The sequence below is a fragment of the Actinomyces sp. HMSC065F11 genome, assembly GCF_001813085.1.
GTDB classification, from domain to species: Bacteria; Actinomycetota; Actinomycetes; order Actinomycetales; family Actinomycetaceae; genus Gleimia; species Gleimia europaea.
Genome location: NZ_KV811470.1, coordinates 527,319 through 542,346, shown reverse-complemented (window position 1 = coordinate 542,346; position 15,028 = coordinate 527,319). Strand labels below are relative to the sequence as shown.

Here is a 15,028-nt window from a genome sequence, read left to right as displayed (position 1 = left end):
TCCCATAACCGCGCCAACCACGGCCTAAACGCTTGGCTCTAGAACCCTAGCCGTCCCAGCATCTTCGGGTCCTTTTGCCAATCCTTCAAAGTACGAACATGCAGGTGCAGGTATACCCGGCGCCCCAGGTATTCCTCAATCCCGCGGCGCGCCCGCATCCCAACGTGCTTGAGACGAGATCCGCCCTTGCCGATGATGATTGCCTTTTGCGAATCTCGTTCCACAAACAGGTTCACGTGAATATCAAGCATCGCCGGGTAGTTTTGTCCCGGCTTTTTCTGCCTCTCGACAATCTCCTCAACCTGAACAGCCAACGAGTGCGGCAGCTCTTCGTGCACCCCCTCCAAAGCGGCCTCGCGAATAAGCTCTGCAATCATGGTGTCACGAGACTCGTCCGTAACCATGTCACGCGGATACAACGGCGGAGACAGCGGCATACGGCGGGCAAGCAACTGCTTCAACCTATCAATCTGATGCCCCTTGATTGCAGATACCGGAATGATCTCTTCCCAATCACCCAGCTTGTCGATATCCAACAGGTGCTTCATGACTCGCTCGTCAGAAACCGCATCCACCTTCGTTGCCACCGCAATGATTGGCGCCTTAATCCCGCGTAGCTGGCGCGCAATGAAATCATCACCCGGTCCCACCTTTTGGTCCGCCGGCAAACAGAACAAGATCGCATCCACGCTAGAAAGCGTTTCACGAACCTCGCTGTTCAAGCGTTGGCCAAGAAGTGTGCGCGGGCGGTGATACCCCGGAGTGTCCACCAGGACAAGCTGGTAATCCTCCCCCTGCACAACGCCGCGCACAGCGTGGCGCGTGGTTTCCGGCCTCATCGACGTAATCGCAATCTTCTGTCCAACAAGAGCGTTCGTGAGCGTGGACTTACCCACGTTAGGACGGCCCACAATGGCGATGAAACCAGCCCTAAACCTTTCGTCGTAGTCAGCCCCAATAAGTCCCGCATCGCGCTCATCAGTATCAGAGGGGTCGCGTTGCTCGTTAGGATCATCTTCAATCAACTCAGCGTCTTCAAAGTCTTCATCTTCGAAGCCTTCAAACGCGTTCGGGCCATCCATTAGCTCATCATCAGAGGGGAAACGCACGTTTAACTCTCTTCTTCTGGTTCATTTTCTAATCTAGTGGCAAGAATAGTGCCCACCTGTCGCCGGCGACCAATCGCTTCCTCCGCCTCAAGCTCAAGGCCAAGCGCTTCAGCCTTCGCTCCGGGCAGAGGAACCTTTCCAAGCGCCTTTTGAAGCAAGCCGCCCACCGAATCGACGTCTTCATCCTCGATGTCCAGCCCCATGAGTTCACCCAATTCGATCACTGGGAACCTGGCGGGCACGCGCCAAATGCCCGGTTCAACCTCTTCAGGCTCCACGACCCGTCGGTCGTGCTCATCCATCACTTCGCCAACGATTTCTTCAATCAGATCCTCGATTGTGAGCAAGCCGGCAATGCCGCCCCACTCGTCAACAACCATCACCATGTGAACGCGAAGTTGCTGCATATGGCGAAGCTCGTCATCTGCATACAGCATTTCGGGAACAAAATGCGCCTCACGAGCAACGTCTCGCACTGGCTTTTCACGATTCTCCGGCCTATCAACAACGCGGGTGACCAAATCCTTGAAATACAGTATGCCCACGATGTCGTCGGAGGACTCCCCAATTACTGGAATGCGCGAGTAGCCCGAACGAATGAATAGACGAATGGCTTTTTCAAGTGTGGTGTCCGCTTGGATAGTAACCATATCGGTACGCGGCACCATGACCTCACGCACGAAGGTGTGGCCCAGCTCGAAAACCGAGCGGAGCATCTCGCGATCCTCGTCCTCAAATCCTTCGGTCTCACCAACCTGGTCAACCACCTCGCGCATCTCTTCGGTCATCTCCGCCCGAGCCTGCGCCTCAGTTTGTTCGGGAGCGGGGAAGAACTTGCGAAGTGAACGCAGGGCCGGCGCGCCCAAACGTCCAATCGAGGTGGTGAGCTCTAGCAGTCCAACCGTGCGCAAAGCCGTTCTTTCCGGATTGCGCCACGCTACCTGTTGCGGGAACACAGAGATGACCGCAAACGCGATCAGCCAGTTTATAGCTAGCGAAGCGAGTAGCACAGCCCACCAGCGCCAACCAGTCTGCGCGAACGCGATGGTAATAGCCACGGCGGCGCCGGTTTGCATCGCAATACGTCCTGCACGTGCAGCTAGAACGCTACGACGCCGTTCCTCCACAAGCGCGAGCAAGCGTTTAGCGTTCTTATGTCCATCTTCAAGCAGATCATCCACTGCTGCCCGAGAAAGCCTCGCCACAGAAGATTCTGCGGCCACCAGTACCGCGGCAGTAATAACAAAAAAGACTGTTAAAAAAGCTAGCAGTCCGATTGGAATACTACCCATTAGCACGTCCCACTGGGTTCGTTGCCAAGAAAGTCAGCAAGAGCTTGCGCTGCAAGCTAAACATCACCTGTTTTTCCTCTTCCTCCGCGTGGTCAAAACCGAGCAGATGAAGAAGACCGTGCACAGTCAGAAGTAGCATTTCCTCAACAGAGGAATGACCCGCCTCTAACGCTTGCTTATGCGCAACCTGCGGACAGATAACAATGTCACCCAAAATTCCCGGCGGTGTTTCCTGGCCTTCCTTACCGGGGCGAAGCTCATCCATTGGGAAGCTCATGACGTCCGTTGGCCCCGGCAACTCCATCCACTTAACGTGAAGTTCTTCCATCGGCTCTGGATCAATGAACATGATCGAAAGCTCAGCATCAGTAGAGACGTGTAGCTGGGCCAGCACGTACTCTGCTATGTCGCGAAACTCTTCGATTTCAATATCAACGCCGGTTTCGTTAATGACCTCTACGCTCACGCCTGCCCCGCCTAACTTGCTCATTTGCTTCGTCGAAACGCTGGTATGCGTCGATTATCTCACCGACCAAACGGTGACGAACCACGTCAGCCGACGTTAGCTGACAAAACTCGATTCCTTCAATACCCTGCAAAATGCTACGCGCGCTTGCGAGCCCCGATGCCGCTCGGTTAGGTAAATCCACCTGCGTAGCGTCACCCGTCACCACAACTTTTGATCTGAAACCAAGACGTGTCAAGAACATTTTCATTTGCGAGGGCGTGGTGTTTTGTGCTTCATCCAAAATGATGAACGCGTCGTTAAGCGTGCGCCCGCGCATGTATGCAAGAGGGGCAACCTCGATGGTCCCAGCAGCCAGCAGACGCGGAAGTGCCTCCTGATCGACCATCTCGTTCAGCGCGTCATACAAAGGCCGCAGGTACGGATCAATCTTCTCAGTCAGCGTACCGGGCAAAAATCCGAGTGACTCTCCCGCTTCTACAGCCGGCCTCGTCAAAATAATGCGCCTTACCTCACCCGTAAGAAGCGCATTAACGGCCATCGCCATAGCCAGGTAGGTCTTGCCTGTACCCGCTGGACCGATTCCAAACACCACCGTGTTTTGCACAATCATGTCCACGTAACGCTGTTGCCCCGGCGTTTTCGCGCGGATATCACGGCCGCGTACATTCAAAATTGTTTCCGCACTTGCACTTGCCGTGCCTGTTTTCGCCAACAAACCGACCGCATGTTCAACCGTTTGCGCATTCAAATACTGCCCGGAACGTGCTAGGGAAACCAGTTCGCGCACCAAATCTGATGCGAGCGTTACCGACTCGGCCTCCCCCTCAACCGTTATCTTATTGCCCAACACCGACACGCGGATCCCGCTGAAACTACGTTCCAGACTTCTTAAAACCTCATCCTGGGCTCCAAGGACCGTTACCGGATCAAGATGTTCCGGGATAGTTATCGTGTTCGCCGAGGCCGTCTGCTCATCCGTTTGTTGCATGTTTGAAATACGAGGCTCCTTGCTAGCTCTTTCGTTTCAAATCCTACCGGTTGCAATGTTAAGCGACGTGAGGCCGGCGGCGACGGCTGTGGATACGCGCATAACGACACTGCCCACCAACACTATGTTCGCCCCGGCTTGTTTAAACTGTTCGAGTTCCGCATTCGTGATTCCACCCTCCGGGCCAACAACCAGGGCATACTCTTTAGCACCCAGATCGGTAAGGCCAGTTATGGGCTCGGTAGCGCTCTCATGCATGACGATCAGTTGCGCTCCTTCCACCTGGGCGATAGCGGCAGCCGCATTTGCGGCAAACTCCAAGGCAGGAACGCGAGCACGCCGAGACTGCTTGGTTGCAGCCTGAAGCACGTTTACCCACTTCTGCAGCCCCTTTTCCTGCTTCTTGCCCTGCCAGCGCACGATCGATCGCTCTGCTTGCCACGCGATCACTCGGTCAACACCAAGCTCGGTAGCCATCTCTATTGCCAGCTCGTCTCGCCCATTCTTTGCCAGCGCCTGGATGAGGGTGATGCGTGGGCTGCCCTCTGGTTCAAACGTCACCTCATCAATCTGAACGATCGCCAAGCTAGATGAGGCTTCTACCAAACGCGCACGCGCCCGCGTACCTCTTCCGTCTACTAGATCTAGACGCTCCCCCTTTTCAATGCGCTTCACCATCACGTGCTTGGCATCCGGCCCGGTAAACTCAAACCGCTCTGCCTTGCGGGCGTCGTTTAGGTCACTGACGAAGAAAACCGGTGCGGTCATTTACTGAACTTTTCTTTCAGATTGCTAAAAAAGCCCTGCTGAGAAGATCCGGTTTTGGCCTCCACGGTTTCCTCTCCGCGCATTTTTGCGAGCTGCTCCAACAGCTCTCGCTGCGCGCTGGTCAAACCGGTTGGAACTTCCACATTCACGCGTACGCGAAGATCGCCGCGTCCTCGTCTATGGATACGGCCCACACCAAGCCCCTCAACCTTGACTTCCTGGCCCGGCTGCGTGCCCGGCTGAATCTCAATATCGTGAGCGCCATCAAGGGTTTCAAGCGAAATCGTTGTTCCAAGAGCGGCGGACGTCATCGGCACATACAGATCGGCCACGAGGTCATCGCCTTGGCGGCGAAATACCGGATGTGGCTTCTCGCGGATCTCAATATAGAGATCACCGTAGCCTCCTCCACCCGGACCGGCCTCACCCTGACCCGACATGCGGATACGCGTACCGTGTTCGATACCAGCCGGCACATCCACAGCGATAGTGCGCTTGGAATGCACGCGGCCCTCACCGTTACATTCTTCGCAGGGCTCAGGAATAATCGTGCCGTATCCGCCACAAGCCGAACACGGCGCCTGCGTCATGATCTCGCCAAGGAGTGAGCGCTGCACCTGGCGAACTGTGCCCGCCCCGTGACACGCAGAACACGTACGCGGCGAAGTGCCGGGCTTCGCACAAGAACCATCACACGTAGGACAGCGAACGGCCGTGTTAATCGTTACTTCTTCGCGCGATCCGAATGCAATCGTTTCAAGATTTACCTCGAGCGCGGTCAGAATATCTTGACCGCGCCTACCACGCGGAACCGGGCCTGATCCTGCACCAGCGGCAGAGAAGAACGTTTCGAACAAGTCACCAAAGCCACCAAAACCGCCCATGCCTCCAAAGCCGGCATTGGCAGAACCGCCCATGTCGTAAGCTTGACGCTTTTGCGGATTCGACAAGGTCTCGTAAGCCACGGAAATCTTCTTGAACGTTTCCTCATGCTCAACTCCCGCAATATCCGGATGGTATTTACGGGAAAGCTTGCGGTACGCCTTCTTAATCTCGTCTGCACCGGCGTCGCGCGAAACCCCGAGGATCTCGTAGTAGTCTTCGTTCACCAAAATTCCTTTAATCTTTTCGACTAATTATTACTGTGCAAAAAGTGGGTGAGGTACACACCTACCGCGCGCACCGCTGTCATCGCCTTCTGATAGTCCATACGCATTGGTCCCACCACTGCCAAGTGGGCGTTGGTTCCTTGCGATCCGTAGGCTCCTGCAATCACAGCGGTTTCCGCCAGGCCCACGTGCGCATTCTCTTCACCAATCGACACTGTTACGTTGCCTTGCGGGACCTCAGAGAATAGGCGCAAGAGCGTAACTTGCTCTTCCAACGCATCCAGGACGGGCACAATAGAACGAGTGAAATCCACGTCGGAGCGGGCCAAGTTTGCCATGCCGGCAACAAGGATCCGTTCTTCACCAGTTCGGTTAGTTAGGTCCGCAACCGTCTGGCAAACAGCGGCGCGGAACTGCTTCTCAGTTGGGCCGCCAAGAACAGACAGCGGTGAAAGCAGACTCGGCAAATCGCGTAGGTCCTGGCCGTGGCACACCTCGTTGATCTGGTCGCGTACCGCATCAATCTCAGCGCTCGTAGCCCCAAAATCAGAAATTACGCGCTGCTCGATAGTGCCATCGTTCATTATGACTACAACAAGCGTGCGGTCAGGCCCAAGGTCAACCAACTCTACGCGTACCAGCGTCGCAGAGTCATAGTGCGGATACTGCACGATAGCCACCTGCCGAGTCAGTTGTGCCAGTAGGCGAACCGTTCGCTCAACTACATCCTCAACATCCACTGCTCCGGCAAGAAACGATTCAACAGCACGCTTTTCTGGACCTGACATCGGCTTAATCTGCGTGAGTGAATCAACGAATACGCGATATCCTGCAACCGTTGGAATACGACCAGCGGACGTGTGCGGTTGATAAATGAGACCCGCCTGTTCAAGTGCGGCCATGTCGTTGCGGATAGTCGCTGGCGAAACGCCTAAATCGTGACGCTTGGCAAGCGCATTAGAACCAACGGGCTCGCGAGTTGCAACGTAATCAGACACGATTGCGCGAAGCACGTCAAAGCGCCTTTCCGCTGTTGCCATGCCTGCTCCTCTCGCCGTCGCCCGCCGCTTGTAGCACTCGAACTATCTGAGTGCTAACTCTATTACTTTCAGCGTTCATCTTCCACAGCTGGCGGGTGAATCGCGGCACTAGACAAAGGCGGATTTCACCCTGCCCTCGTCATTCTGGATCCTCTTACAGATACAGCGAAAGCCCACCGAAGTGGGCTTTCGCTACGTTTCCGAATCAGTAGTGGCTGACCACTACATTGCCAATCTCACCCCAGTCGTAAAGCCACTTGGCTTCACTAACGGGCATGTTCACACAGCCGTGCGAACCACCCGGACCGCTCCATCCAAAGCTACTGCGCCACGGGGCTCCGTGGAAGGCGTAGCTACCAACGAAGTAGGTAACCCACGGTACGTCTGGGGTTTCGTACCTACTTCCGTCTAGATTTTGGCCGCGCATAGTTTGCGACTCGTACTTCAAGTAAATACGGAACTTACCGGTTACGGTTTCAAGCCCCGGAGCGCCGGGAACCATGGGCACCGGACCGCGCACCACAGTAGCACCCTCAAACGCTGTCACCGTGGCGTTCGAAAGGTTGATATCCACCCATTTCTCTCCTGGAGCAGCTTGGTATGCCAAACTTTCCGCACCCGGAGCAATGAGACGCGTAGAGAACTGCTGCGGCGTCTCATCGTAGGTAAGCAGACCCTCGTAGGGCTGACCCGCCTTCAGCGATTCGATCAGAGCATCGGCAATCGCTTCCAGATTGTTCACGGTGTAGCCGGGCGAGCCTTCTTCGGCGGTAGACACCACGTCGCCGCGCGTATTCACGTTGTGGATGCCTTCAACCGGCTCATCGTTGGTGGACGTGGCGGTGTTAACCAGCCACTCTCGCGCCGCTGGCTCGTTCAAGACCGGATCCTGAATCTGCTCCCCATCGGCCTCGATGTCCACCCACGCGGCACGTTCTTTGGCTTCTGGAAGAATCTCGCGGTTACCGGTGGAAATGACAACCGGGATGGCGATCATCGCGTTAGCTTTGTCAGCCACCTGCTGTGCGCGCTCCGTCGCAATCTTGGGGGCCTCAATACTAGATTCAAAGGATGCCGGCTGCGGGTTCAGTGACTTTGCAGTGGCGAGGACGTGATCGGCAATACCTTGGGTATCTATGCCATGGCCTTCGACCGCCGGTACCGCAGCGAACTTCTCGGTACCCTCATCGAACTTTACGGAAGCATTCTGCACCGGATCCCCCAGCTCTGCGATTAAAGAATCGGTGAACTGCGCAATCTTGTCATGGTTCACCTCAACGCTGAGAGGGACATTTGGAGCAGAAAAGAGGCCCTGAATACGCGACCACACGGTGGCCGATGGAGTAAGCGCAGCCGAGGCCGTAGCATCCTCGTCGAGAGATACGCCCAGTTGCGCAAGGCTAAGCTCATGATCCCGACCATCAACCGTGATGTTCGTCTTGAACTCATCGAAACGCTTCTGCACGTCTTCGGCGACCTCTTTAGCGGTCATACCCGACACCGACTTGCCAGCCACCTGGGTGCCGGGAACCGCACGATCGGCGTAATAGGAAGCGTAAGCCGCCGACGATCCTCCTAGAACCACAAGAACGGCCGCAACCGCGGCAAGAACCCACTTCAACGTGCGAGACATAAACGAAACCTCACGAAGCCTCACTCAATTTTCCACAAACATTCTTTATTGTCCGATGTAAATGTATTTCCCTCAATCGAAAAACACTTGTTTTATGTTGGTGTTGATCACCTTTTAGCTCTTCCTTAGCGCCGCGCGCATGCCTTCCGCGAATTCTGAGTGATTTTCGCTTAGTCTGCCGGTGTGATTGACCGCTATGGATCCAATGTTTTAGCTTCCGACCCTCACCGTGAGGGACCGTTTGCGACCCGCCCTCGACAAGTTCCTATGCCGGCCGAGCGCGGCCTGGTAGTAGAAGACCCCGTTTCAGGGTTTGTAGGTGCTGTTATACGAGTGGAGAAGTCTGGCGGAATGCAGATTGTGGAACTGGAGGACAGGCGAGGAGCGCGCCGCTCCTACCCCCTCGGCGGCGGTTTTTGGGTTGACGGCAAGCCAGTTGAGTTAGTTGCGCCCGCGCCCAAAGCGGCTCCAGAAACAAAACTTACCGCCTCGGGCTCGAAAGCAGTGAAGCTAAAGAGAGCTCGAGTGGCTGTGCCATCACGTATTTTCGTGGAGGGCACGCACGATGCCGAACTGGTGGAGAAGGTGTGGGGCGATGATCTACGCGTTGAGGGCGTGGCCGTGGAGTACCTCGAGGGCGTGGACAACCTAGAGGATGTGCTGGAGGTTTTTGGCCCCTCGCCTACTTCTCGGGCAGGCGTGCTAGTGGATCACCTCGTGGATGGATCCAAGGAGTCACGCATTGCGAGTGCCGTTATGCAGCGTTGGCCGGGCGATGTCCTGGTGGTTGGACACCCGTTTGTGGACATATGGCAGGCGGTGAAACCAGCGCGTGTAGGGCTGAAAGCCTGGCCGAACATTCCGCGCGGCACCGATATTAAAGTGGGAACATTGCGCGCCCTGGGATTGCCGCACGAAACCCGCGAAGACATTGGCCTGGGTTGGCAGGCGATTTTGGCGCGCGTGCGAGATTATCGCGACCTCGAACCCGCACTGCTTGGCCGTGTAGAAGAGTTGATTGACTTCGTCACTGTTGGCGGCGCCGAACAGATCTGAGGTAGCCGGAAAACCTAAACCGTGAGCTCACGCGTCACGTAGTCTGCCAGCAAGCGACCTTTCAGCGTTAGCTTCACGATCCCTGCACCCGCGGCCGCCTCTTCAATCAAACCTTCATCTATGAGCACAGGCACGCGCCCATGAATCTGCGGGGAAAGGCTCGAGATTGGGATCCCATCAGCGGTGCGGATGCGCAGCATGACGGCCTCGAGGACGCGATCAGACTCCTCCAAAATCTCCCCTGCCTGCGCAGGAGATGCGAGTGGTGCCAAAGGGCGGGGTGCGGCTGCGCTGTCTAAACCTGCAGCGATGCCCGCTTCCGCGCCAGCGGAACGCGCCCCAAGATTTGCAGAGCCGCCCGCGAGCGCATCAGCCCATGCGCGTGGATGCTTGCGATTCCACCAGCGAACGTCACCCACGTGCGAGTGCGCTCCGGGCCCAATCCCCCACCAGTCCCAGTCGAACCAGTAGGCCAGATTATGACGCGAAGCGTGTTGCAGGTTGGTGCTTCCCGCCGCCTCGTCGTCCTCTAGCTTTGCCCAGTTTGAAATCTCGTACCACGCGTATCCGGCCTGCGCCAAGAGAGCGTCTGCAAGCTCGTATTTTTCGGCTTCGTCATCCGGGTCGGGCATGGCGAGTTCGCCGCGCCTCACTTGAGCCCACATTTTCGTGCCTTCTTCAATGACGAGGGCGTAGCAAGAGATATGATCGGGCTGCAGTTCAATAGCGGCTTCAAGCGATGTCTTCCAATCGGTAAGCGACTCGCCCGGAGTGCCATAAATGAGGTCGACGGAGGCGTCTAGGCCGGCCTCACGCGCCCATTTGACCACGTGCGGAACCTGCTGCGGAGTGTGGCTACGGTCCAGGGTTCGAAGCACGTGCAAGACCGCTGATTGCATTCCGAAAGACACGCGGGTAACGCCGGCTCGGGCAAGCTGTTCGAGGCCGGCCTGGTCGATTGTGTCCGGGTTAGCCTCTACGGTCACTTCCGCGCTTGGGTCAAGGGCAAAGTTGTCTTTCACATCCTGCAGGATCTGACCGATTTGGCCTGCCCGCAACAGTGTTGGGGTGCCTCCACCAAGAAAAATGGATTTTACCGGTTCGTGGTTGAAAGGGCGGAGCCGATCTGCGGCAAGCCTTACTTCTTTATTTACCGAGTGGTGATAACTGTCCTTGTCAGCACCTTGACCAAATCCAACGGTGTAGGTGTTGAAATCACAGTAGCCGCAACGAACCGTGCAAAAAGGTACGTGAATGTAGAGGGCCAAGTTTTTACTCGGCGTCCCAACCAGATGCGGGTCAAGGTAACCATCGCTTGGCCATGCAACACCGTCGGGTAGCTGCGGGCTCAATTGGATTCCTCGCGCGGCAAGCGACGTACCACGAGGTCGTGGGCGCCGTGCCCCTCCATCTGCCCACGTTCCTCGAAACGCGTTAAGACACGATCTTCAAACCGAGGAGCAAAACCGCCTCTTTCCGGCTGTGGATCTTCTGGATCCGGACGCTCACCCAAGTAGAGATTCTCGAAGTATTCGCACGCCTCGATCACGTCACGCATCTGCCACGCGTAGTCATCCCAATCGGTGGCCAGGCGCCACACTCCGCCGTCTGCCAGCAGATTCGCGATGGTCAAAGCAAAAGCGTCATTGACCAGGCGACGCTTACGATGTCGTGCCTTCCGCCACGGATCAGGGAAGAACGTCCATACCTCAGTAGCGCTCGCCTGTGGCATCATGATGGGAAGAGCCTGCGCGGCGTCAACCTCGATAAAACGGATGTTATCTACACCCTGCGAAACGGCTCGTGAAATACCTTTCGCAATGCCTTGCGCCCACACTTCCACACCCAACAGATTGACCTGCGGATGTTCCTTCGCATAGGCGACGATCTGTTCACCATTGCCCGTGCCGATCTCAACGATCAGAGGCGCTTGCCTCCCAAACTCGCCGGCAACGTCAAGGCGGTAGGACTCGTCAATAGTTGTGTATCCCCCATCGCGCGGCACCTCGATCACATACTTATCCGCATGCTTTTCGAGGGTGCGCTGGGTGGATGCGTGCAACGTGCGACCACGGCGGGCAAACGACTTAGTGCGCGCCATGTAAGGCGTGTTTTGCGCCATCGGCTCTCCTACGGCGCCTCGGAAGTAAGAGCAGAGATGAACGCCTCTTGCGGAACGTCCACGCGCCCGATCGACTTCATGCGCTTCTTGCCTTCCTTCTGCTTTTCAAGCAGCTTTCGCTTACGCGAAATATCGCCGCCGTAACACTTGGCAAGCATGTCCTTGCGCAACGCCTTGATCGTTTCGCGGGCAATAACTCGCGAACCGATCGCCGCCTGAACCGGCACCTCAAACTGTTGCCTTGGAATCAGTTCCTTGAGCTTCTTGGTGAGCTGCACGCCGTAAGCGTAAGCAGCGTCGCGGTGCACAATCGCAGAAAAAGCGTCAACCTGCTCGCCGTTCAGCAAAATATCTACTCGCACCAAGTCCGAAGCCTGCTGGCCTGCCGCCTCATAATCGAGGGAAGCGTAACCACGCGTACGCGACTTGAGCGAATCGAAGAAGTCAAACACGATCTCGGCAAGAGGGAGCTTGTAGTGAAGCTCAACGCGATCCTGCGACAGGTAGTCCATGCCACCCATCTGGCCGCGGCGCTCCTGACACAGCTCCATAACGGGCCCCACGTAGTCCGAGGGGGTGAGAATCGTTGCCTGCACCACGGGCTCGCGCGTCTCCTGCACCTTGCCGTCAGGGTATTCGGATGGGTTGGTCACTTCAATCACGGTGCCGTCTTCAGCGGTGACCTCGTAGATTACGTTCGGCGCTGTAGCGATCAGGTCCAAGTTGAACTCGCGCTCAAGGCGCTCGCGCACGATCTCCAAGTGCAGCAAGCCAAGGAAGCCGCAACGGAAGCCGAACCCGAGAGCGGCGGAAGATTCTGGCTCGAACGTCAAAGCAGCGTCATTTAGCTGGAGCTTTTCAAGGGCCTCGCGCAGGTTTGTGAAGTCCGAGCCGTCAATCGGGTAAATACCCGAATACACCATCGGCTTGGCATCCTCGTAGCCCTCCAAAGCTTCGGTGGCGCCGCGGATAGCAGTTGTGACCGTGTCACCAACCTTCGACTGGCGCACGTCCTTCACGCCCGTGATGATGTAGCCTACCTCGCCCGCGGCAAGCCCCTCAGTTGGGATAGGTTCTGGCGAGATTACGCCGATTTCGAGGATTTCGTGGTTGGTGCCCGTGGACATCATCGAGACTCTCTCGCGCGGCGACAAGCGCCCATCCACCATTCGCACGTACGTGACCACGCCGCGGTAGGTGTCGTAAACAGAGTCGAAAATCATGGCGCGAGCAGGCGCCTCTTCAACGCCTGAGGGGGCAGGAACCTGCTCGACAATCGCATCCATCAGCTCGGCAACGCCCTCGCCCGTCTTTCCGGACACGCGGAAAATTTCGCTCTCATCCACGCCCAAAAGTCCAGCGATTTCAGCTGCGTACTTTTCCGGCTGCGCGGACGGCAAATCGATCTTATTTAGCACGGGAATAATGGTGAGGTCATTACCCATTGCCATATACAGATTTGCCAGAGTTTGCGCCTCAATGCCCTGCGCAGCGTCGATTAGCAACACAGCTCCCTCACACGCCGCAAGAGACCTGGAGACCTCATAGGAAAAGTCGACGTGTCCGGGCGTGTCAATCATGTTGAGCGCATACGGCTCTCCATCAACCTGCCACGGAATGCGCACGGCTTGCGACTTAATGGTGATGCCGCGCTCGCGTTCAATATCCATACGGTCGAGATACTGGTCTCGCATCACGCGCTGTTCCACAATGCCACTGTTTTGAAGCATGCGGTCGGCAAGCGTGGACTTACCGTGGTCAATGTGCGCAATGATGCAGAAATTGCGGATTCGAGACGGATCGGTGTGAGCCGGCTGAATCAATTTGTTTTGGGCTTCTAAGATCTTGGCCACCCGGACCTAACCTTTCTGAACTGCAGTTGCTCCCAATTGTCGCACTATTGGGGGCGCCAGCCGAATTATCGGGCGAACATCACTAAACTAGCGGCATTCCCCGCCGCGATCTAGCGGTTACCCGGGCCGCGCATCGGACTGTTCTCGCGAAAGCGTTTCGCTGCGTTCAAAATCTCGATCTGGCGCTCGTTGTACGCGGCGGTAGGTGCCACCGGAATAGGGGCATTTAGGTCCATGAGGCCACCTGGCCCCGGCTGCGCCAAGAGCACCCAGTTGGCGTAGTTCAAGATTTTTGCCGAGGAGGTGAAATGCTCCTCCTGCCAAATAGGAAGTTCAGCCTCTTCCAAGTTGGCGTGACGGTTCGGAACTTCTACACCCACGCGGCGCGCCCGCACGGCTATCACCGACGGCATCAGTTTGGTTCCAATCCATGCGAGCACGAGGATAGCTGCCACCACGCCCGCAACCAGTCTGATTGTGGAAGCCACCGGCCCGGTCAACCCTCCCGTTGAGAAGAACGCGAGGAATCCAACCATGAACGCCACTATTAAGAACCACTGGCCGTGGGTTTCAAAGGTCCAGTTAAGGTCCACCATTCGTTGCAAAGTTGGATCAACCGGGGCGTCTTCTGCTTCGTCTTGTTCGAACGCCTCTTCGACGATCTGCAAAGCTGCGGCCAGAGGTAGTGCGCGATCACTCCACTCCCGAAATGCCGCTCCTCCCTCACTCTGCTGCCACTGTTCGAAATCACGGCGCTCAAACGGCGTCATTTGCGCCACCGCTCCCTCAAAATCTGTGCGAAACTGCGAACCCATGTGCAAGATGGTGGCCGTATGTGGATCGTTGCGCAGGCCGATTGGGCGCGCCAGCGTAATGGCCGGCGTGTAAATCACTTTCATTGCCGAACGCACTGCCGACATTGAGATTAGATTCAGGTTCTCCAAGTGTCCTCCCAGACAAGAGGGCTTAAAATACAGGCAACACAATCAATCTAAACCATTTGCGAAGCGGGAGTACAAACCACAATGGCCGATCAAAATCGCCCCGAGGGTTGGATCCACAATTGGGAGCCAAATAGTGACGATCGTGGCTCCCGCCCCCACATTTACGAGGCTCAGCAAGCCCCGGACGGTAGTTTTCATGTCAGTGAGGATGAGGGCGAGGACAACGTGGCTCGCACCGAGAGAATGACACGAAACATCGTGACTGTTCCAGGCAGGATCCTGGTTGATCTCGCGCTCCTTTCTGCGGGGAGCACTACCTTGCTGGGCTTCATTGGAATATTTGCATACGGATCATGGGGATTTTGGATCCCCGCCATCCTCGGTCTTGCTGGGCTGGGGGTGACTCTGTTTTTCGCGGCGCGCCGCAGGCAACTGCAAGAAGCATTTGCGAGGTCTGGCCCCAAACAGGTTCTTCAAGAAAGTTCTGTTGTAAGCCGCCCTGGCTCAAAAGCCGATGCGTATGCGGACCTACAAGATATGGCGGCTAAGGAAGGCGCAAAAATTAAGCGTGCGCGAGAAGAGTTTTCTTCCCGTAGCGCCCGGTTCTTTCCGCGCATTGAAGCGCTACAACGCGCCATGCGGCAA

The 15,028-nt window shown here is 56.5% G+C and carries 14 protein-coding genes; 2 read left to right on the top strand and 12 right to left on the bottom strand.

What is annotated here, in order from left to right:
* Positions 1-38: 38 nt before the first annotated feature.
* The 8 genes from era to HMPREF2891_RS04860 all read right to left on the bottom strand — a co-directional run bounded on the left by era (position 39) and on the right by HMPREF2891_RS04860 (position 8,432).
* Positions 39-1,109 (bottom strand): GTPase Era, encoded by a 1,071-nt coding sequence (era, locus tag HMPREF2891_RS04895; RefSeq protein ID WP_070664072.1) that lies wholly within the window; start codon positions 1,107-1,109, stop codon positions 39-41.
* 2 nt (positions 1,110-1,111) lie between these two features.
* Entirely contained in the window at positions 1,112-2,401 is a 1,290-nt protein-coding gene (locus tag HMPREF2891_RS04890) for a hemolysin family protein (protein WP_070664070.1), read from the bottom strand.
* On the bottom strand, positions 2,394-2,867 hold the full coding sequence (gene ybeY, locus HMPREF2891_RS04885; RefSeq protein ID WP_186822290.1) for an rRNA maturation RNase YbeY: 474 nt from the start codon (positions 2,865-2,867) through the stop codon (positions 2,394-2,396). Before ybeY ends, HMPREF2891_RS04890 begins: the two co-directional genes overlap by 8 nt.
* Positions 2,848-3,858: a PhoH family protein gene (locus HMPREF2891_RS04880; RefSeq protein WP_070664066.1), complete on the bottom strand. Its 1,011-nt coding sequence runs from the start codon at positions 3,856-3,858 to the stop codon at positions 2,848-2,850. The genes ybeY and HMPREF2891_RS04880 overlap by 20 nt, the downstream gene beginning before the upstream one ends.
* 36 nt (positions 3,859-3,894) lie before the next feature.
* Complete coding sequence (locus HMPREF2891_RS04875; protein WP_070664064.1) at positions 3,895-4,626, bottom strand: 16S rRNA (uracil(1498)-N(3))-methyltransferase; 732 nt, start codon at positions 4,624-4,626, stop codon at positions 3,895-3,897.
* Entirely contained in the window at positions 4,623-5,735 is a 1,113-nt protein-coding gene (gene dnaJ / locus HMPREF2891_RS04870; protein WP_070617647.1) for a molecular chaperone DnaJ, read from the bottom strand. Before dnaJ ends, HMPREF2891_RS04875 begins: the two co-directional genes overlap by 4 nt.
* A 23-nt stretch (positions 5,736-5,758) precedes the next feature.
* On the bottom strand, positions 5,759-6,775 hold the full coding sequence (gene hrcA / locus HMPREF2891_RS04865) for a heat-inducible transcriptional repressor HrcA (RefSeq protein WP_070617650.1): 1,017 nt from the start codon (positions 6,773-6,775) through the stop codon (positions 5,759-5,761).
* 205 nt (positions 6,776-6,980) lie between these two features.
* Positions 6,981-8,432, bottom strand: coding sequence for a L,D-transpeptidase family protein (locus tag HMPREF2891_RS04860; RefSeq protein WP_083309299.1), 1,452 nt, complete (start codon positions 8,430-8,432; stop codon positions 6,981-6,983).
* 159 nt (positions 8,433-8,591) lie between these two features.
* Here HMPREF2891_RS04860 and HMPREF2891_RS04855 point away from each other — a divergent pair, with 159 nt between their 5' ends.
* Positions 8,592-9,464 carry a DUF3097 domain-containing protein gene (locus tag HMPREF2891_RS04855; protein ID WP_083309300.1) on the top strand — a complete coding sequence of 291 codons (873 nt, stop codon included), beginning with the start codon at positions 8,592-8,594 and terminating at the stop codon, positions 9,462-9,464.
* A 14-nt stretch (positions 9,465-9,478) separates the two neighbouring features.
* Here HMPREF2891_RS04855 and hemW read toward each other — a convergent pair whose 3' ends face one another.
* The 4 genes from hemW to HMPREF2891_RS04835 all read right to left on the bottom strand — a co-directional run bounded on the left by hemW (position 9,479) and on the right by HMPREF2891_RS04835 (position 14,383).
* A complete protein-coding gene (gene hemW, locus HMPREF2891_RS04850) occupies positions 9,479-10,816 on the bottom strand; it encodes a radical SAM family heme chaperone HemW (RefSeq protein ID WP_070617653.1) in 1,338 nt (445 codons plus the stop codon).
* Positions 10,813-11,586, bottom strand: coding sequence for a tRNA (guanosine(46)-N7)-methyltransferase TrmB (trmB, locus tag HMPREF2891_RS04845; protein WP_070617656.1), 774 nt, complete (start codon positions 11,584-11,586; stop codon positions 10,813-10,815). Before trmB ends, hemW begins: the two co-directional genes overlap by 4 nt.
* An 8-nt stretch (positions 11,587-11,594) precedes the next feature.
* Complete coding sequence (lepA, locus tag HMPREF2891_RS04840; protein ID WP_034508095.1) at positions 11,595-13,439, bottom strand: translation elongation factor 4; 1,845 nt, start codon at positions 13,437-13,439, stop codon at positions 11,595-11,597.
* A gap of 110 nt (positions 13,440-13,549) precedes the next feature.
* Positions 13,550-14,383 carry a hypothetical protein gene (locus HMPREF2891_RS04835; protein WP_146002481.1) on the bottom strand — a complete coding sequence of 278 codons (834 nt, stop codon included), beginning with the start codon at positions 14,381-14,383 and terminating at the stop codon, positions 13,550-13,552.
* An 81-nt stretch (positions 14,384-14,464) separates the two neighbouring features.
* Here HMPREF2891_RS04835 and HMPREF2891_RS09645 point away from each other — a divergent pair.
* A partial coding sequence (locus HMPREF2891_RS09645) for a hypothetical protein (RefSeq protein ID WP_186822289.1) occupies positions 14,465-15,028 on the top strand: 564 nt, incomplete at its 3' end.